General features: G+C 71.5%; 17 protein-coding genes. 6 read left to right on the plus strand and 11 right to left on the minus strand.

The features are described 5' to 3' along the window. Nucleotides 1-12: 12 nt before the first annotated feature. A complete protein-coding gene (locus tag ACFWP7_RS23675; RefSeq protein WP_384384184.1) occupies nt 13-276 on the minus strand; it encodes a DUF397 domain-containing protein in 264 nt (87 codons plus the stop codon). Then, nucleotides 236-1,084: a helix-turn-helix domain-containing protein gene (locus ACFWP7_RS23680; RefSeq protein WP_384384187.1), complete on the minus strand. Its 849-nt coding sequence runs from the start codon at nt 1,082-1,084 to the stop codon at nt 236-238. The genes ACFWP7_RS23675 and ACFWP7_RS23680 overlap by 41 nt, the downstream gene beginning before the upstream one ends. An 87-nt stretch (nt 1,085-1,171) precedes the next feature. Between ACFWP7_RS23680 and ACFWP7_RS23685 the strand changes: the two genes are divergently transcribed. Continuing rightward, nucleotides 1,172-1,591, plus strand: a complete 420-nt coding sequence (locus ACFWP7_RS23685; RefSeq protein WP_384384190.1) for an ATP-binding protein — start codon at nt 1,172-1,174, stop codon at nt 1,589-1,591. A gap of 7 nt (nt 1,592-1,598) precedes the next feature. On the opposite strand, the gene ACFWP7_RS23690 is transcribed toward ACFWP7_RS23685, so the two are convergent. The 3 genes from ACFWP7_RS23690 to ACFWP7_RS23700 form a co-directional block, all read right to left on the minus strand. Beyond that, nucleotides 1,599-1,790, minus strand: coding sequence for a hypothetical protein (locus tag ACFWP7_RS23690; RefSeq protein ID WP_384384193.1), 192 nt, complete (start codon nt 1,788-1,790; stop codon nt 1,599-1,601). Between the two features lie 20 nt (nt 1,791-1,810). Beyond that, a complete protein-coding gene (locus ACFWP7_RS23695) occupies nt 1,811-2,968 on the minus strand; it encodes a flavin-containing monooxygenase (RefSeq protein ID WP_384384196.1) in 1,158 nt (385 codons plus the stop codon). 174 nt (nt 2,969-3,142) lie between these two features. Next, the gene (locus tag ACFWP7_RS23700; RefSeq protein WP_384384198.1) at nt 3,143-4,891 is read right to left on the minus strand and encodes a LuxR C-terminal-related transcriptional regulator; all 1,749 of its coding nucleotides are present in this window, start codon (nt 4,889-4,891) and stop codon (nt 3,143-3,145) included. A gap of 134 nt (nt 4,892-5,025) precedes the next feature. Between ACFWP7_RS23700 and ACFWP7_RS23705 the strand changes: the two genes are divergently transcribed. Then, nucleotides 5,026-6,663, plus strand: coding sequence for a hypothetical protein (locus ACFWP7_RS23705; protein ID WP_384384201.1), 1,638 nt, complete (start codon nt 5,026-5,028; stop codon nt 6,661-6,663). Here the strand turns inward: ACFWP7_RS23705 and ACFWP7_RS23710 are convergent. Then, complete coding sequence (locus tag ACFWP7_RS23710) at nt 6,617-8,668, minus strand: bifunctional glycosyltransferase 87/phosphatase PAP2 family protein (protein WP_384384204.1); 2,052 nt, start codon at nt 8,666-8,668, stop codon at nt 6,617-6,619. The two genes, ACFWP7_RS23705 and ACFWP7_RS23710, sit on opposite strands and share 47 nt — an antisense overlap. A gap of 362 nt (nt 8,669-9,030) precedes the next feature. On the opposite strand from ACFWP7_RS23710, the gene ACFWP7_RS23715 reads away from it, so the two are divergent. Beyond that, on the plus strand, nt 9,031-9,702 hold the full coding sequence (locus ACFWP7_RS23715) for an O-methyltransferase (protein WP_384384206.1): 672 nt from the start codon (nt 9,031-9,033) through the stop codon (nt 9,700-9,702). A gap of 9 nt (nt 9,703-9,711) precedes the next feature. Here ACFWP7_RS23715 and ACFWP7_RS23720 read toward each other — a convergent pair whose 3' ends face one another. Beyond that, nucleotides 9,712-10,107 carry a hypothetical protein gene (locus tag ACFWP7_RS23720; protein ID WP_384384209.1) on the minus strand — a complete coding sequence of 132 codons (396 nt, stop codon included), beginning with the start codon at nt 10,105-10,107 and terminating at the stop codon, nt 9,712-9,714. Between the two features lie 118 nt (nt 10,108-10,225). On the opposite strand from ACFWP7_RS23720, the gene ACFWP7_RS23725 reads away from it, so the two are divergent. Beyond that, nucleotides 10,226-10,648, plus strand: a complete 423-nt coding sequence (locus ACFWP7_RS23725; protein ID WP_384384211.1) for a DUF1992 domain-containing protein — start codon at nt 10,226-10,228, stop codon at nt 10,646-10,648. A gap of 87 nt (nt 10,649-10,735) precedes the next feature. Here the strand turns inward: ACFWP7_RS23725 and ACFWP7_RS23730 are convergent, their stop codons facing one another. Further along, a complete protein-coding gene (locus tag ACFWP7_RS23730; protein WP_384384213.1) occupies nt 10,736-11,584 on the minus strand; it encodes a hypothetical protein in 849 nt (282 codons plus the stop codon). 5 nt (nt 11,585-11,589) lie between these two features. Continuing rightward, nucleotides 11,590-12,285, minus strand: coding sequence for a hypothetical protein (locus ACFWP7_RS23735; protein WP_384384215.1), 696 nt, complete (start codon nt 12,283-12,285; stop codon nt 11,590-11,592). Nucleotides 12,286-12,425: 140 nt separating this feature from the next. On the opposite strand from ACFWP7_RS23735, the gene ACFWP7_RS23740 reads away from it, so the two are divergent. Beyond that, nucleotides 12,426-12,959 (plus strand): GNAT family N-acetyltransferase, encoded by a 534-nt coding sequence (locus ACFWP7_RS23740; protein WP_384384218.1) that lies wholly within the window; start codon nt 12,426-12,428, stop codon nt 12,957-12,959. A 3-nt stretch (nt 12,960-12,962) separates the two neighbouring features. Here ACFWP7_RS23740 and ACFWP7_RS23745 read toward each other — a convergent pair whose 3' ends face one another. Next, a complete protein-coding gene (locus tag ACFWP7_RS23745) occupies nt 12,963-15,137 on the minus strand; it encodes a DHA2 family efflux MFS transporter permease subunit (RefSeq protein WP_384384221.1) in 2,175 nt (724 codons plus the stop codon). A 349-nt stretch (nt 15,138-15,486) separates the two neighbouring features. Then, nucleotides 15,487-16,038, minus strand: a complete 552-nt coding sequence (locus tag ACFWP7_RS23750) for a hypothetical protein (RefSeq protein ID WP_384384224.1) — start codon at nt 16,036-16,038, stop codon at nt 15,487-15,489. On the opposite strand from ACFWP7_RS23750, the gene ACFWP7_RS23755 reads away from it, so the two are divergent. Further along, a complete protein-coding gene (locus ACFWP7_RS23755; protein ID WP_384384226.1) occupies nt 16,028-16,291 on the plus strand; it encodes a peptidoglycan-binding protein in 264 nt (87 codons plus the stop codon). The two genes, ACFWP7_RS23750 and ACFWP7_RS23755, sit on opposite strands and share 11 nt — an antisense overlap. Nucleotides 16,292-16,789: the final 498 nt, after the last annotated feature.

Consider the following 16,789-nt stretch of genomic DNA (forward strand, 5'->3'; position numbering starts at 1 on the left):
ATCCCCGGGGGGCTAGAGCTGGGTGACGAAGGCCGTGAAGGCGGCCGGGGTCAGGGTGAGGGCGGGGCCCCCGGGAACTTTGGAGTCGCGAACGGCGATGGCGGCGCAGGGAGTTGGGGCGATCTCGACGCAGCTGCCGCCCTGGTCGCCACTGTACGTCGACTTTCGCCAGGCCAGCGGGCCGAGCGGGGCGCACTCGACGCACTCGCCCCCCTGGTCGCCGCTGTAGCTGGACCTACGCCACTGGATGCCGGTCGGAATCGCGTTGTTCCCCATAGCGTTCCTCCATTGCGCGCCGGATCACCTCCGCCGAGTCCCTGAGGGACAGCGCGGCGGCCTGAAGATGATCGTAACGGAGCGAACAGTCCTTGACAGTGTCCGGGTTGGCGGTCGGATGACCCATCCCGTAACCCTCGGTGTAGGAGATGTCCGGGTCGCTCGCGAAGCGGAAGAGGGTGTAGGAACCCTGTAGCCCGGTATGGGCACCGGCCGAGTACGGCAGCACCTGGATGTTGACCCGAGGGTTCGCCTCGAAATCCAACAGCTGGGCCAGTTGACCCCGCATGGTCTCCGGACCGCCCATCTCCTGGTAGAGCGCGGCCTCGCTGATGACCGCCCAGAGCACCGGCGGTTCGGCCTTCTCGAAGATGCGCTGCCGTGCCAGCCGCACGGCCGTCCGGTCATCCAGCCTGCTGCTGTCCAGCGCTCCGAGCACGGAACGCGCGTACGCCTCGGTCTGCAACAGCCCGTGCACCATCTGCGCCTGGAAAGTACAGATCTCGATCGCCCGAGCCTCAAGCTCCGCCACCTGCTGAAACCACCCGGGAAGCTGACTCCGCAACACCAGCCCCACCAACCGCGACAACAACCCCCCGGTCCCCAGCGCCGCATCCGCCCGCTCGCTGAACACCACCGTCGGCAGCTTCCGAGCCGTCTCGATCTGTCCCACCAGTGACCCGGTGTAGTTGACGATGTCTCCGAACTGCTTCTGTGTCAGTCCTGCGGCCTCCCGGTGCCGCCGCAGCTCGAAGCCGTAGTAGTCCAGCGGCGACGCGCTCGGATCGAGGATGCTGATGTTGGTCACGCACGGCCCCTCTCGCCCAACTCGGCCCGCGAGTCAGTTGTGTTCGCTCGGTAGCTCAGCGTAGCGAGTGGCCGTCACGCTCGTCCTGTGAACGAACTCATTCCTCCCCCACCTGTCCAGTACGGCATGCGCTTCACGGTAGGCGAACACTCGGCCGGTCACGTCCGGCGGATCGTCCGCGCGTACCTCCGCTACTGGGAGATGCCGGAACTGGCCGACCCGGTGGGCCTGGCGGTCACCGAGCTGCTCGCCAACGTGCTGCGTCATGTGCCGGACCGCCGCTGCGAGTTGCTGGTCCTGCGACAGCCGTACGGCGTCCGCGTCGAGGTGTCGGACAGCTCGGCCGACCTCCCGACCGTCGCGGCCCACGACAGCGACTCGGAGGGCGGCCGTGGCCTCGTCCTGGTCGAGGCGATGGCCGACGAGTGGGGCGTGGAGCCGACCGGGGACGGCAAGACCGTGTGGTTCGAGTGCCTGGGAGGAACTCTCGCCCCGTCGGAGACGTGACGGTTGTTCAGGGGGTGCGGCTGGAGATGTCGGCGGAGGCGATGGTCGCCGCGGCTGCGGCGGCGGGTACGACAACCTCTCCGGGCGACGGGCCCGGCCCACCAGTTGCGCCACGCCGGACTCCAGGGGCGTCCGGCGACCGCCCCGCGCCGGTGAACCGGCGGAGCAGGACACCGACGCGGCCCGGGAACCGGGCCATCGCCCGGACCACCCGGTTCCTCAGCCGCGCGCACCCGTGAGCCGTGCCGCCCGCGTCACCCGCCCCGCTCGCGCGTCGAGGTGCTCGACGACATGGCCCGCGTCCCGCCCAACCCCCTGCACCATCGACGAGGACAAGGAGTGCTGGAAGAGCCCGCCCACGAAGTAGAGGCCGGGCTGTGCGTCCACCACTCCGCGTCGCTGCCGCGGTTCGCCGTCCGTGCCGAAGACCGGCAGGTCGATCCAGCTGTGGTCCGGGGCAAAGCCCGTACACCACACGACGTTGGCAACCCGGGCCGCGCCTCCGTCGGAGCCGTCGGAGCCGTCGGCGAAGAAGGGCTGCCCGTCGCGTACGCCGACCACGCGGCCCACGCGTTCCACTCCCGCGGCGGCGAGATCCCTGGACTTCACCCGGATCAGCGGGCCGCTGTGCGTCAGGATGCGGGGCCGGGCCTTGCGGCCGATCGGTGTGCGTACGGTCAGGACGTGCCGGAAGGCGAAGAAGAGGAGGGGGCTGAGCACCCGGGCCGCCGCGGAGTCGATCCGCCATGGCAGGTTCCCCGGATGCCTGCCGGACAGCAGGACGCGGTGGGTCGCGGACAGTTCCAGGGCGATGTCCGCCCCCGAGTTTCCGGCACCGACCACCAGCACGTCGCCGTCCCGCAGTTGGGCGGGGCCGCGGTAGTCGACGGCGTGCAGCCGTACGACGTCGGGGGCGAGGTCGGCCGCGAAGTCGGGGGTCTTGGGGAGGCGGTCGAAGCCCGCGGCCACGACGACGTTCTCCGCCTCGTAACGACACTCCCGGTCCGCCGACCCGTCGTCCGCCGACTCGGCCGTCTCGACGACGTATCGCTCCCCGTCGTGCCACAGCCGTCGTACGAAGACACCGGTGCGCACCGGCAGTTCGCACCACGCCGCGTAGTCCCGCAGATAGTCGGCGAACTCGGCGGCGGAGGGGAACGACCAGCTCCGGCCGGGAAACGGCAGGCCGGGCAGGGAGTCGTAGCGGGCCGGGGTGAACAGCCGCAGTGAATCCCAGCGCTTGCGCCACGCGTCGCCGATCCGCTCACCCGCGTCCAGGATCACGAACGACCGCCCGCGCCGGGCCAGGTGGTATCCCGTCGCGAGCCCTGCCTGGCCGCCACCCACGACCACGGTCTCGATCCGCTCGGTCCTCATCACAGCGTGCTCCTCTCCTGCCGGACATCCGGCCGGATATCGATACTCGCCGCGCACCGACCCCGCCCGCATCGACAGGAATGCCCAACCGGCAGGAGCGGGCATGGGCAGTTCTACGCATCACGCCCGGTCGCCGCAGCAGGCCCAGGTCCCGGCCGCGCCGCACCGGGGGCTCTAAGGTCTGTCCCGCCCTACGAGCCCGTGTTCGAAGGCGTACGCGGCTGCCGCCGTACGCGAGCCGACCTTGAGCTTGCCGAAGATATTGCTCACGTGCCGGGCAACCGTGCGCTCGCTGAGGACCAGTTCGGCCGCGATGGCGTGGTTGGTGCCGCCCGCCGCGAGCAGCCGGACCACCTCCAGCTCGCGGGGCGACAGCCCGCAGTCGCCGTCCCGCCCGCCGGGGGCGGAGGAGGCGCGGGCGAGGTCCGGGGCGGCGCCGAGCCGGGCGAACGTCTGGCGGGCCGCGTCGAGCTCCATCGCGGCGGAGTCCTCGTCGCCCAGCGTCCGGCAGGCCCGGGCGATCAGCACCCGCGTCCTGGCCGACTCGTACGGCAGGTCCAGCTCGTGCCAGAGCCGGACGGCCTGGCGGAGAAGCGGCAGCGCGTCTCCCGCGGCTCCCCCGGCGAGCCGCACCGCGCCGGTGGCGTGCCCGGACATCGCCTGCAGTGCCGTGGTGTCCGGGTACGCCTCGGCGAAGGCGGCCAGCTCGGCGGCGGCCCGTGCGGCATCGGCCAGGTCGTCGTCGGGAACGGCAGCCGTCTCCGTGCCGGTCAGGATCTCCACGGCCGCGGGCAGCAGTCGTACCCGGGACATCGGCTCCCCCGCGCCGGCCGTACCGCCCGGTCCCGGCGTCGCGGTCGTCCCGGACGTCTCGGCGAGGGCCCTGCGGATCACCGCCACGGCCGTGTCCCGCCTGCCCTGGGCCAGCCGTAGCAGCGCCGTGCCGGGCTGTGGATCCCAGCCGTACCGCAGGGCGTCCTGGTACGCCTGCTCGGCGTCGGCGAACTCACCACGCAGCCGGTGGACTTCGCCGAGCTGGTAGTACGCCCCGCCCGCGACGGCCGTACCGTATCCGCCCGTCAGCTGGTCGCAGGCCAGCCGTGCCTCGCGGACCGCGTCCGGCCACTCGCCGCCCTGCCGGAGGATCGCCACCCGGTGCACCCGGCACAGGCCGCGGTAGGCGCCGGTGAAGTCGGGCTGCGCCGCGCACCAGTCGGCCAGCGCGTCGGACCACTCACGGGCCCGGCGGACCTCCTGGTACTCCTCGCAGACGCCGATGACGACGCAGTAGACCATCGCGGTCGCCCGTGCCGACGGCTCTCCGCCGGCAACCGCCGTCATCGCCTCGTCGAGCTGGGCGAGCCCGGCCCCGATCTCGCCGCTCTTGACCAGCCCGATCCCGAGCGTCATCGCCACGCACGCCACGAGGTCGGGATCCTCGCCCGCCTCGGCCAACGGGCCCATCCGCCGCGCCACCGCAAGGCACTCGGCGTACTCCCCCGCCCTGAACAGCAGCTCCGCGTCGAGCAGGAGCAGGTAGGCGAACTCCGGACAGTCCTGCGAGGCAGAGGCATCGGCCAGCCGTCGCGCCCGCGTCGACCAGACCCCCGACTGCGCGAACTCGCCGCCCCACGCCAGCGTCTTGCACAGCCAGTACGCACAGCGCAGCGCGGGCCCGACGGCGCCGGACCCGGCGTGCTCCTGATATGCCCGCCGCAGCAGCCGCACCGTGTCGTCGCAGCGCCCGACCATGTCGGCGGCCTCGGCGAGCCGCTCCAGGTCACCGGCAGGCAGCGGACTCCCCGCGTCGGCCCGTACGAGCAGCTCGTACGCCTCGTCCCAGGCCCCCCGCCGACAGGCCTCCCGCCCCCTCACGAGGTCCGTCTCCACACCGTCACCGTTGCCCATGTCGTCACCGTCCATGCGGCCTCCACCGACATTGTCCTTGGCCCGACTTCCCGCGGCATCCTGATGAACGTTTCTGATCCATCTCGCGTCTTCACACTGGGCGCAACCAACCCACACCTTCAAAGACTTCGAATGGACGAATCAGAGCCGTGGTCTCCGCCGAACTGACCGACCTGACAACCGCCGTCCGGCCGGACACTTCGGCTCCGCCCCGGAACCATCGCGTCCGCGGCTTCCTGCGCCGACACCGCCTCCCGCTCCTCGCGACGCTCCCCACGCTTCCGCTGTACGTGGTGTGGTGGGTGTTCCTCGCCACCGGCGGCGGCGATCTCGCGGCCCAGGAGGCCTGGGCGGGCTTCGCGTCGCGGAACGGCGGATCGGCGTACAACCTGTTCTGGTACGGCGGGATGCACACGGCCAACTACAGCCTGATTTCGCCGTACTTGATGGCCGGGCTCGGCGTGCGCACGGTCACCGTGGTCTCCGGGCTCGCCGCCTGCTGGCTGGCGGCTGTGCTGATCGGCCGTACGGGGATACGGCGGCCGCTGGGCCCGGCGCTGCTCGCCTCGCTCGCGCTGTGGTGCAACGTCGCGTCGGGGCGTGCCACCTTCACGCTCGGCGTGGCCTTCGGGCTCGCCGCCTGCGTCCTGCTGACCCGCGAGCGGCGACTGCTGCTCGCGACGGCGTACGCGGCCCTCGCGACGATGGCAAGTCCGGTGGCCGGGCTGTTCCTTGCGGTGGTGGGGGCGGCGTATCTCGTCGCACGGGACCGGGTGCGGGCCTGTGTGCTGCTGGCGCCGCCGGCTGTCGTGGTCGGGGCGACGACGCTGCTGTTCCCGTTCAGCGGCGAGCAGTTGATGCCGCCCGGCCGTATCTGGCCACCTGTGCTGTTCGGGCTGGTGGTGGCCGTGCTGGCCCCGCGCGGCTGGCGGGTGGCGCGGTGGAGCGGCGTCGTCTACGCGGCCGGGACCGTGCTGACGTATCTGATCGCCTCGCCCGTCGGCACGAACGTCGAGCGGTTCGCGGAGCTGTTCGCACCGGCCGTGCTGCTTGCGGTGCTGCTGGGCACGCCGCGTCTGCGGAGGGTCCGGCGCACCGCGCTGATCGCGGCCCTGTGCTACTCGCTCTTCTGGGTCGGCCAGAAGACCGTCGATGACCTGGAGGTGTCGACCGTCGTGCCCGCCTGGGCCGCCGACACCGAGGGAGTCATCGGCGCCCTGGACCGGCTCGGCGCGGACCGCACCCGCGTCGAGGTGGTCCCGGCCCGCAACCACCGCGAGGCCACCGCGCTCGCCCCGCACGTGAACATGGCGCGCGGCTGGAACCGCCAGCTGGACATGGAGCGCGGCCGGCTCTTCTACGACGGCACCTTCTCGGCGGCGACCTACCGTGCCTGGCTGGACCGCTGGGCCGTCGGCCTCGTCGTCCTGCCCGACGGAAAGCCGGACGGGTTCGCCGAGGAGGAGGCCCGCCTGGTCCAGAACCCGCCCGCGTGGCTGGAGCCGGTGTGGAGCGACGCCCACTGGCGGGTGTTCCGGGTGCGTGACGCGGTGCCGCTGGTGACGGCGCCCGCCACCGTGGCGCGGACCACGAGCGCCGAGGTCGACGTGCGGGTGCCGCGGACCGGCTCGGTGACCGTGCGGATCGCGTACTCACCGTGGCTGCACGCCGACGGGGCCTGCCTCGCGCAGGAAGGCGAGTTCACGCGGCTGACGGTCTTCCGCTCGGGCGAGTACCGGATCAGCTCCGAGTACGGCCCGTCACCGCAACCCGCTCCCTCGTGCTGACCTCGACCGGTTTCAGCTGCTCCAGGGGCCGCGGCCCCTGGAGCAGATAGGTCAGTCCGAAGCCCGCGGCCACGACCATCGCGCCGCCCACCGCGTCCAGGATCCAGTGGTTGCCGGTCGCCACGATCGCCGAGGCGGTGAAGAAGGGGTGCAGCAGGCCCAGCGCCTTCATCCACCACTTCGCCGCCAGGATCGCGATCACCACACCGCACCACAGGGACCAGCCGAAGTGCAGCGAGGGCATCGCCGCGTACTGGTTGGTGAGGGCGGTGAGAGTGCCGTAGTCCGGCTTGGAGAAGTCCTGGACGCCGTGCACCGTGTCGACGATGCCGAGGCCGGGCATCAGGCGCGGCGGGGCCAGCGGGTAGAGCCAGAAGCCGACGAGCGCGACCAGGGTGGCGAAGCCGAGCGCCGAGCGCGCCCAGCGGTAGTCGGCCGGGCGGCGGACGTAGAGGACGGCGAGGACCGACAGCGGCACGATGAAGTGGAACGACGCGTAGTAGAAGTCGAAGAAGCTCCGCAGCCAGTCGATCTTCACGACCGTGTGGTTGACCCAGCGCTCGATGTCGATGTGCAGGAACCGCTCCATCGAGAGGATCTGGTCGCCGTGCTGTTCGGCGGTGACCCGGCCACCCGCGTTGCTGCCGCCCGTCGCGGCCAGCCTGACCTGCTGGTACGCGGAGTAGCCGACCCGGATCAGCAGGAGTTCGAGCAGCAGGTTCGGGCGGGAGAAGACCCTGCCGAGGAACGGGAGCAGCGGGAGACGGCTCCACCGGGTGGGGACCGGGGGCGCGTACTCGGTGGGGATCGGCCGTCGGTAGTACTCGGACGTGCGGGACAGGAAGGGCACGAGGAGGGCGGCGGCGAGCGCGGCCATCAGCACCACGTTGTCGCGCAGCGGGTAGAGCGCCGGCATGTTCGGCAGCATCATCTTGGCGGGCAGCGTCATCACGAGGACGACGGCGACGGGCCACATATAGCGGTCCGAGGTCTTCTTGCCGACCCGGCCGACGACCGCGAGCAGCACCCACAGCAGCTGGTGCTGCCAGGTCGTGGGTGAGACGGCGACCGCGACACAGCCGGTGATCGCGACGGCCAGGAGCAGCTGTCCGTCGCGTGCGTAGCGCACGGCGCGGCGCATGCCGAGGACCGCGACGGCCGCCCCGAGCAGCAGGAACAGCCCGATCTCCAGCGGGCCTTCGAGGCCGAGCCGCAGCAGCGCCCCGTGCAGCGACTGGTTGGCGAGGTCGTCCGCCTTGCCGCCGAGCCCGACGCCGGCCAGGTGGTGCACCCAGTACGTGTACGAGTCGTGCGGCATCGCGGCCCACGCGACCGCCGTGAGGGCGGCGAAGGTGACCCCCGTGGACACGGCCGCGTGTCTGCGGCCGGTGAACCAGAGCAGCGGTGCGAAGAGCAGCACGGTGGGCTGGAGGGCGGCGGCGAGGCCGATCAGGACGCCGCTGGCCCGCTGCCCGCGTACGGCGAAGCAGCCGAGCAGGACGAGCAGCACCGGGATGATGCTGGTCTGGCCGAGGTAGAGGGTGTTGCGCACCGGCAGCGACAGCATCAGCAGGCTGATCGTGACGGGCGCGGCGAGCAGGGACGCCCGCCGGGTCACGGGCTTGGGCAGGGCGCGTGCCGCGACCAGGCCGAGCGCGACGACCAGCAGCAGGGTGCCGAAGGTCCAGCCCCAGCCGAGGGCCTGCTCCGCGGAACGGGTGAGAGGTTTGAGGACGAGTCCGCCGAAGGGGGTGCCGGTGAACTTGGTCGAGTCGTACAGCGACCCCTTCACATGAAGCACGCCGTTCGTGCCGACCCAGGTCTCCAGATCCGTCACCCGCTCCCCTTTCGGGGTGCTCAGGACCACGGCGAGCTGCCGTACCGCGAGGATCCCGGCTATCACCCACAGCCCGATGCGGAGAACCCTCAGCCGTGCCTTCGCCCGCTCGGCCGCCCCCGCGCCGAAGGCATTACCCGCTCTTCCGCCGTGCTCCACATTCGCCACGCCGCGCCGGCCCTCCCGCCCCGCTCGTCCCACGCGTCCCGTGCGCGGGTTCCCGTCCCGGTCCCCATGAGGCTCGCACCGCCTCCGGTGAAAGACGCAGGCAACCCCCTCTTCACCTGACGTCCTTCCGTCTTTTGTCCGGATGACGATAGTCGGCGCACGGTTCCGTTCCACCCCGGGTCCGCGACGCAGGTCACAGAGAGCCTCCCACCACCGCCTGGGCCTGGCTCGAAACCACCGTCGCCCGACCGGGTTCCGGGCGTGAACAGGGCGAAACCCACTGACAACGCCCGGCTTCCGCGACTAGATTCCCCTCATGGACTAGTTAGCGCATCTAACTAGGCATACGAAAGGCATGGTGCATGACCGAGTCGCAGCTCTGGAACGACGTCGACGACTACTTCACCACCCTCCTCGCCCCCGCCGACGAGGCCCTCATCGCCGCACTGCGCGACAGCGACGCGGCCGGACTGCCCCCCATCCACGTCGCCCCGAACCAGGGCAAACTGCTCCACCTCCTCGCCCAGATCCAGGGCGCCCGCCGCATCCTTGAGATCGGCACCCTCGGCGGCTACAGCACGATCTGGCTGGGCCGCGCCCTCCCGGCCGACGGCCGCCTGATCACCTTCGAGTACGACCCCACACACGCCGAGGTCGCCCGCGGCAACCTCGCCCGCGCGGGCCTCGACAAGATCGCCGAGGTACGGGTCGGGCCCGCCCTGGAGTCGCTCCCGAAGCTGGCCGAGGAGAACCCGGAGCCGTTCGACCTCGTCTTCATCGACGCGGACAAGGTAAACAACCCGCACTACGTCGAGTGGGCCGTCAAGCTCACCCGGCCGGGCAGCCTGATCATCGTCGACAACGTCGTCCGGAGCGGCGCGGTCACCGACGCGGGCAGCACCGACCCGAGCGTGCGGGGCACCCGGGCCGCGCTCGAACTGATCGCCACTCACCCGAAGTTGAGCGGTACGGCGATCCAGACGGTGGGAAGCAAGGGGTACGACGGGTTCGCGCTGGCGCGGGTATTGGCCTAGATACACCGGTCACACCTCGTGGTAGAAGCCCACGTTCACGCTGTACGGGCCGGTGCGGTCCAGGATCACGATCTCGCCGGAGCTGCCTGCGGGAAGCCTGGCCGTACCGCCGTACGGGAGGGGCTGGGTCAGCTCGCCGGCCAGCGTCAGCCGCACCTCGGAGGACGGCTCGGGCTGGGAGCCCTGGAGCCAGGTGACCTGCCAGGAGCCGTCCGGGCCGCACAGGAACTCCAGGTGCACCCTGGACACGAACAGCCAGTCATCCGGGGTCACGAGACGGCACACGGCCTTGTCCCGGCCCACCCGCAGCATGGCACCGGGGTCGCTCGGCGCGTCGGCCATCAGCATCCCGGCCGTCGCGCCCGCGTCCGCCCCGGTGACCGATGCCATGGTGAGTTCGAGCACGTGCGCTCCTTCGGTTCCCGCCGTCCAATTGTCCACCTACGGAGCGTGCTTGACGCGCCGCCGCCGAATGATAGTTCGCCCCGTCGCCCCTGCGTGCAGCCTCCTGCACAATGGACCCATGACCGAGCGCAAGCCACCCGGTGTCAGCTTCGAGACGTGGGTCGACCGGCAGATCCGTGAAGCGGAGGCGCGCGGGGAGTTCGCGGATCTCCCCGGTGCGGGCAAGCCGATGCCCGAGATCACGGACACGTCGTACGACGAACTGTGGTGGATCAAGCGGAAGATGGTCCGCGAGGGCCTCTCCGTGCTGCCTCCCACGCTGGCCCTGCGCAAAGAGGCCGAGGACGCGCTCGTGGCGGCTTCCGCGGCACCCTCGGAGCGGGTCGTGCGCCGCATCGTCGAGGACATCAACGCCAAGATCCGCGAGGTCATGTTCAAGCCGCCGCCCGGCCCTCCCCTCGGGCTCAAGCCGTACGACGTCGAGGAGATCGTCCGGGAGTGGCGCGAGCGCCGGGAAGGTCCGGCCGCCGCCGCCCGGTGACGACTGAGGCCGCGCCCCGGGACATGGTCCGGGGCGCGGCCTCACTAGGTGCCTGTTGTGCACCCGTACGCCGGGTGCGTCGCCGGTTCAGAAGTGGAGCAGGCGTTCGGTCACCTCGCGGTAGTCCCGCAGGGCGATCCGGAGCTGCTCGGTGTCGGCGCCGTTGCCGGTCTTCTCGTCGGTCTTCTTCTCGCCGGTCTTCTGCTGCCACGACGTACGCAGCGTGCTGCGCCGCCGGGTGACGGCGTCCGAGAACCGTGCGGCGAGCTCCTCCAGCACCTGGTCGGCCTCCGCCACGGAGTCCCGGGGCCCGTCGACGAACCCACCGACCGCGTGCCGCATCCGCAGCTCGAACTTGTCGCACTCGTCCTGCGGGAGCAGACGGGTGCCGTGATCGTGATCGTGATCGTGATCGTGATCCTGGTCCGGGAGCTGCCGGGTTTCTTGCGCGGTGGGCCGTGCGTGGGCGCCCGTAGGTGTGGCGCCCTTGCCCTCGCGGGCCGCACTCTCGCGGTTCGCGCTGTCGCGGTTCGCGCTGTCGCCGGTCTCCCGGTCGAGGGCGCCGGTGCCCTCGCGGGAACCCATGCCGGAGGTGCCGATGCCCTCACGGGGCGCGCTACCAGGGGCGGAGGCGGGGGCCGCGGTGGGGCGGGCCGGGTCCGTCCGGCGGGCGTTCGTGTCCTCGCCCAGCGGGGACTTCTGGCCCGCGGGAACCTCGCGGGCCGGAGGGGCCTCGCCGGGCACCGGGGGAACGCGGCCCTTCATCGGGTCGGAGCGGGTCGGATCCGAACGTGTCGAGTCCGAGCGGGCCGCGTCCGAACGGGTCGCGTCGGGGCGGGGCTCATCGCGGCGGGTCGGGTCCGGGCGGACCGCGTCGGGGCGTGACTCGTCGCGGCGGGCCGGGTCCTTGGTGCCGTCGTCCGAGATGTCCTTCACGTTTCTCAACTCCCCTTCGCCTGGCGTTTGTTGACCGACCAGGGCAGGTGGGATCGGCCCTCGGGGGCGGAGCCCTCGGGGCGGGTGGCTGTGGTCCGTGCGGTGGACGACTTCTCGTCCGCGTCCGTCCGGTGACGGGGGGCGTCCTGGCCGCTGGGGGTCACCAGTTCCTCGAAGAGGACGCGGGCCTCGATCATGGCCTCGCGCAGCTCCTCGGTACTGCCATGACCGTCCGGGACGCGGGCCTGCGCGGCCCGGTGCACCCGGCGGTAGCCGTGGACGTGCGGGCCGTGGTGGACGGAGAGTGCCGCGTACTGCTCGTCGTACTGGCCGCCGTCGGGGAACCCCCGGGCGCCGGCCACTTCGCCGAGCAGCTGGTCGGCCTCGGCCACGGCTTCTTGCGGCGACTCGACGAAACGTTCCTGGGCGGCCGCCCAGCGGGCCGCGTACTGCTCGCGGACCGCGGGCTCGATGGCCCGCTCCCGCAGCGAACCGTGCCGGCTCACGCGTTCCGCGAGGTCCTGCTCCGCGGCCTTCACGTCTCCGTGGTGCCGGGCGACGGCCCGGTCGTATTCGGGCCCGAAGCGCCGCTGCAGGCTGCGCCCGCCCTGCGGCCTTCGAGCGAGGAGGGTCACGGCGGCCGCGACAACGACAACGGCCGCCACGATCACGATCAGAGCGATGATCACGCCTGTGGACATGGGTGCCTTCCGAGGTATTCCCGGCCCAACGTCGGGCCGGTGCACCAACCGGGTTGCCCGCACAGCGCCTCTCAAACAGTGCGCGCCGCAGGGCCGTCCACCGAAATCCGCTTGCCTGCCCGGCACGACGACCCGCGACAATGCCCGCCATGACCACGCCCCGTACGCCGGCTTCCTGGACCGTCGCCCCCGAACCCTTCGACTCCCCGATCGCCGCCGCGCTCTGGCGGTCGTACTACACGGAGGTCAGCGACCGCTGGTACCGGCTGCACGAGGGGCACCCGACGGATCCCGAGGAGCTGGAGCGGGAGGTCGCCGCCGACGACGGGGCCTGTTTCGTGCCGCCGGGCGGGATACTGCTGGTCGCCCGGTACGCCGGGGAGCCCGGCGGCACGGCGGGCGTGCGGTTGCTCGACGCTGGCACCGGTGAACTGAAACGGGTCTTCGTGCGCGAGGACCTGCGCGGCAAGGGCGGCGGCCCCGTGCTCCTCGCGGCGGCCGAGGAGGCGGCGCGGCGTCTCGGCGCCGAGCGGCTGGTTCTCGACACCCGCGGTGACCTGGTGGAGGCGCGTGCGCTGTATGCCCGGCACGGCTACGTGGAGACCGCGGCGCACAACGACGACGTCTACGCCGAGCACTGGTTCCAGAAGCGGGTGGGTACGTCGGGCCGGTGAGGGTCAGGTGGTGCGGCGGGGCACCGTGCCGTTGTGGGGGCGTTCTCCGTCGGAGCCGCACAGCTCCGCGTTCAACTCCTTGACCAGGCCTGCCAGATCGGCCGGGCGGTCCGGGCCCCACCAGTCGCCGAGCAACTCCCCCAGGGACTCCTCACGCGCCTGGGACAGCTTCCCGGCGGCCTCCCGGCCCTCGTCCGTCAGCACGAGGTCGAGTCCCTCGCGGACGGCGAGCCGGCGCTCCTCGATCTGCCGGGCCGCGGCCATCACGACGGGCAGCGGTACGGCGCTGCCCTCGGACAGCTGGGCGGGCTCGGCCCATCCGTACTTCCTGATCCGCAGCAGCAGCCAGCTCGCGGCGGGCAGCAGGTCGTAGCCGGCCCGCGCGGTGATCTTCTCGTAGATCTCCCGCCGCCCCTCGCGGGTGCCGAGCACGGACAGCGCCCGGCACACCTCGTCGTACGACGAACGCTGCACCGGATTGGTCGCGAGCGTCTGGGCGGCGTCCGGCGCCGTGACCGACCCGCGCAGCTTGTCCTCGCGCAGGAACCACGCCAGTACGAAGCCCAGAAGGGCGACCGGGGCGGCGTACAGGAAGACATCGGTGATGGAGGAGGCGTACGCGTGCACGACCGGCGGTCGCAGCGCGGACGGCAGGTCGGCGATGCCCTTCGGGTCGGCCTTGAGCGTGTTCACGCTGATGCCCGCCGGGAGCTGCTGTCCGCTCAGCGCGATCGTCAGCCTGTCGCCGAGACGGCTCGCGAAGAGCGAGCCGAAGATGGCCACACCGAACGAGGCGCCGATTGAGCGGAAGAAGGTGGCGCCGGAGGTGGCGACGCCCAGATCCTCGTACGAGACCGAGTTCTGCACGATCAGCACCAGCACCTGCATGACCAGACCGAGGCCCAGACCGAAGACGAAGAAGTACGCGCTCATCTCCCAGGTGCCGCTGAACTCGTCGAGCTGGTGGAGCAGCAGCAGGCCGAGGGCCATGACCCCCGTACCGGCGATGGGAAACACCTTCCAGCGGCCGGTGCGGCTGACGATCTGCCCGGAGCCGGTGGAGGCGATGAGCAGGCCGAACACCATAGGCAGCATGTGCACGCCGGACATCGTCGGCGTCACACCCTGGACGACCTGGAGGAACGTCGGCAGATAGGTCATCGCACCGAACATCCCGAAGCCGACGATGAAGCTGATGACGGCAGCGAGGACGAAGGTGCGGATGCGGAAGAGCTTGAGCGGGAGGACGGGTTCGGCCGCCCTGCGTTCCACGTTGACGAAGACCACGGCCAGTGCGACGCCCAGCACCGCGAGGCCGATGATCTGCGGCGAGCCCCAGCCCCAGGTGCTGCCGCCGAGCGAGGCCACCATGACCAGGCATGTGGCGACGGCGGCGATGAGGAAGGTGCCGAGGTAGTCGATGACATGCTTCTTGGAGCGGACCGGAATGTGCAGGACGGTCGCGATCACGGTGAGCGCCACGATGCCGATGGGCAGGTTGATGTAGAAGACCCAGCGCCAGCTCAGGTGTTCGGTGAAGAGCCCGCCGAGGAGCGGGCCGAGCACGCTCGACATACCGAAGACCGCGCCGAACAGGCCCTGGTACTTGCCGCGTTCGCGCGGCGAGACGATGTCTCCGACGATCGCCATCGACAGCACGATGAGTCCGCCGCCGCCCAGGCCCTGCAACGCCCGGAAGGCGATCAGCTGAGGCATGCTCTGTGCGAGGCCGCACAGCGCGGAACCGATCAGGAAGATCACGATCGCGGTCTGGAAAAGCCTCTTCCGGCCGTACTGGTCGCCGAGCTTGCCCCACAGCGGGGTCGCCGCGGTCGACGCGAGCAGGTACGCGGTGACGACCCACGACAGGTGCTCCATGCCGCCCAGGTCGCTGACGATGGTCGGCAGCGCGGTCGACACGATCGTCTGGTCGAGGGAGGCGATCAGCATGCCGAGCAGCAGTGCGCCGATCGAGACGATGACGCTGCCGTGGGCGGTCTCGCCGGCATCGGTGGCGGCCGCGTCGCGGCGCCGGTCGGCGCTCTCGTTCACACCCCGCGGGGTGGGGTTCTCACCCTGTCCCAGCGGAGCGGGGGTTCCCCCCTGTCCCAGCGGGGCGGGGTTCCCACCCTGCGGCCCGGGCTGCTCGCCGTCCGTGCCGTGCCCGTCCTCGGTCATGCGGACCTCCCGCCGGTCCCCGCGTCTCGGTCATCCTCCATCCTGATCGGTGTGACCGATTATGGCCTGTTGAGTCCCGTCTGCTCCTGCGGAGGGAGAGATTCCGGGGGCTCCGGGGAGTTTATGGGGGACATACGGATAATCTCTGGAGTTCCTCAGGGGGAGGAGAGGGGAGGGACCCACGCGTGACTGAACCGAACAAGCATGTCTGCCCCGAGTGCACAGCACCCCGCACGCCGCAGGGCACCCCGACATGCGGCTGCACCCAGCGGGCGTCGGACGCGCTGCGGGATGCGCGTACCGCGGAGGCAGCTGCGGCGGAGGACTTTGATCCGCTGCGGATTCGGCCTTACGTGGAGTTGGAGGCGGGGGAGGCGGGTAGCGGCACCAGTGGTTTGGTGCCGAAGTACGCGCCGGTGCCGGTCGCCGTGCCGGAGGTCTCCGAGGAGGCCTCGGCGGCGACGATGCGGCTTGCCGCGGTGCCGGGCGGGGTCGCGGCCGGGGCCGGCGTCGGCGTCGGCGTCGGCGAGCGTCCGGATGAGCCGGCCCGGCGTCGGCGGCGGTTCGTGTTCCTGGGCGTCGGCGGGGCCGTGGCCACGGTGGTGGCCGCTGCGGGGTTCGCGAGCGGGTTCTTCACGTACGAGTCTCCCTCCCGGGACGAGGCCGCGCCGGACCTCATACGGGCGAGCGTGCCGGACGCGTCGCCCTCGTCCCCTTCAGCGTCGCCGTCCGCGAGCGAGTCGTCGGCGACGCCGGCGCCGGCCGCCCCGGCCCCGTCGCCCAGCACGAGCCGGTCGGCCTCGGCGCCACCCGCATCGAGCTCCGCCGCGACCGCGTCCTCCTCAGCCACCCCAACGCGGACGACCACGCCGGAGAACGCCGACGACGCGGTGGAGGCCACCGGCGTCGCACCGGACGACGAGACCGCCGTCGAGGTCCTGCACCGCGGCGACAGCGGCCCCGAGGTCACCGAACTTCAGCTGCGCCTGGCCGAGTTGGCCCTGTACATCGGTGAAGCCGACGGCGACTACGACAGTCAGGTCGAGGATGCCGTGACCCTCTTCCAGCGGACATGGGGGATCACGGCCGACGAGCCGGGGACGTACGGCCGGGCGACTCGCACGAGCCTGGAGGCGAAGACCGCGGAGCCGTGAACGCGCCCGGCTGAGTGGGTGGGTGGGTCGGGGGCGCACCGGTACGTCCCGCCCGTCGCCGCCGGATCAGACGTCGGGCAGGGAGTGGCGGGTCCGGTGACGCGAACGTACGCGACGGGCATCTGGACGTACCGGCACGCCCCCTTCCGCCGCCCTTCGGCTGCGGGCCGTGGGGCGGCAGCAATGCTTTTCGGCTCCGGCCCGGCGGTCTCCGGGTCTGCGGCGGGTGGCGAGAGATGCGCTGCCATCCCGACCTCCCACCCGGGGGAAACCTCTCAGCCCGCCCAGTACTTGAGGACGAGGCGCTACCACCCAGCCCCGACCCAGAGATCTTTCAGCCCGCCTGGCGTTCGACCGCGACGCGACGCCATCCCGATCCCCCACCCACCCACGGGGGCAGCACTTTCAGCCCGTCCGGCGTTTGAGGACAAGCGCGTTCAGCGCGACAGCGGGGGTCTGGGGGCGGCAGCCCCCAGGAACAAGGGACGGGTAGGGGCG

Source organism: Streptomyces sp. NPDC058470, assembly GCF_042721055.1.
GTDB lineage: Bacteria > Actinomycetota > Actinomycetes > Streptomycetales > Streptomycetaceae > Streptomyces.

Bases quoted from the DNA above. Each gene is read 5' to 3' on its own strand.
- ACFWP7_RS23695 (WP_384384196.1), bottom strand. From the start codon at position 2,968: ATGAGGACCGAGCGGATCGAGACCGTGGTCGTGGGTGGCGGCCAGGCA.
- ACFWP7_RS23735 (WP_384384215.1), bottom strand. From the start codon at position 12,285: ATGTCCACAGGCGTGATCATCGCTCTGATCGTGATCGTGGCGGCCGTT.
- ACFWP7_RS23725 (WP_384384211.1), top strand. From the start codon at position 10,226: ATGACCGAGCGCAAGCCACCCGGTGTCAGCTTCGAGACGTGGGTCGAC.
- ACFWP7_RS23700 (WP_384384198.1), bottom strand. From the start codon at position 4,891: ATGGACGGTGACGACATGGGCAACGGTGACGGTGTGGAGACGGACCTC.
- ACFWP7_RS23715 (WP_384384206.1), top strand. From the start codon at position 9,031: ATGACCGAGTCGCAGCTCTGGAACGACGTCGACGACTACTTCACCACC.
- ACFWP7_RS23675 (WP_384384184.1), bottom strand. From the start codon at position 276: ATGGGGAACAACGCGATTCCGACCGGCATCCAGTGGCGTAGGTCCAGC.
- ACFWP7_RS23740 (WP_384384218.1), top strand. From the start codon at position 12,426: ATGCCCGCCATGACCACGCCCCGTACGCCGGCTTCCTGGACCGTCGCC.
- ACFWP7_RS23690 (WP_384384193.1), bottom strand. From the start codon at position 1,790: ATGGCCCGGTTCCCGGGCCGCGTCGGTGTCCTGCTCCGCCGGTTCACC.
- ACFWP7_RS23745 (WP_384384221.1), bottom strand. From the start codon at position 15,137: ATGACCGAGGACGGGCACGGCACGGACGGCGAGCAGCCCGGGCCGCAG.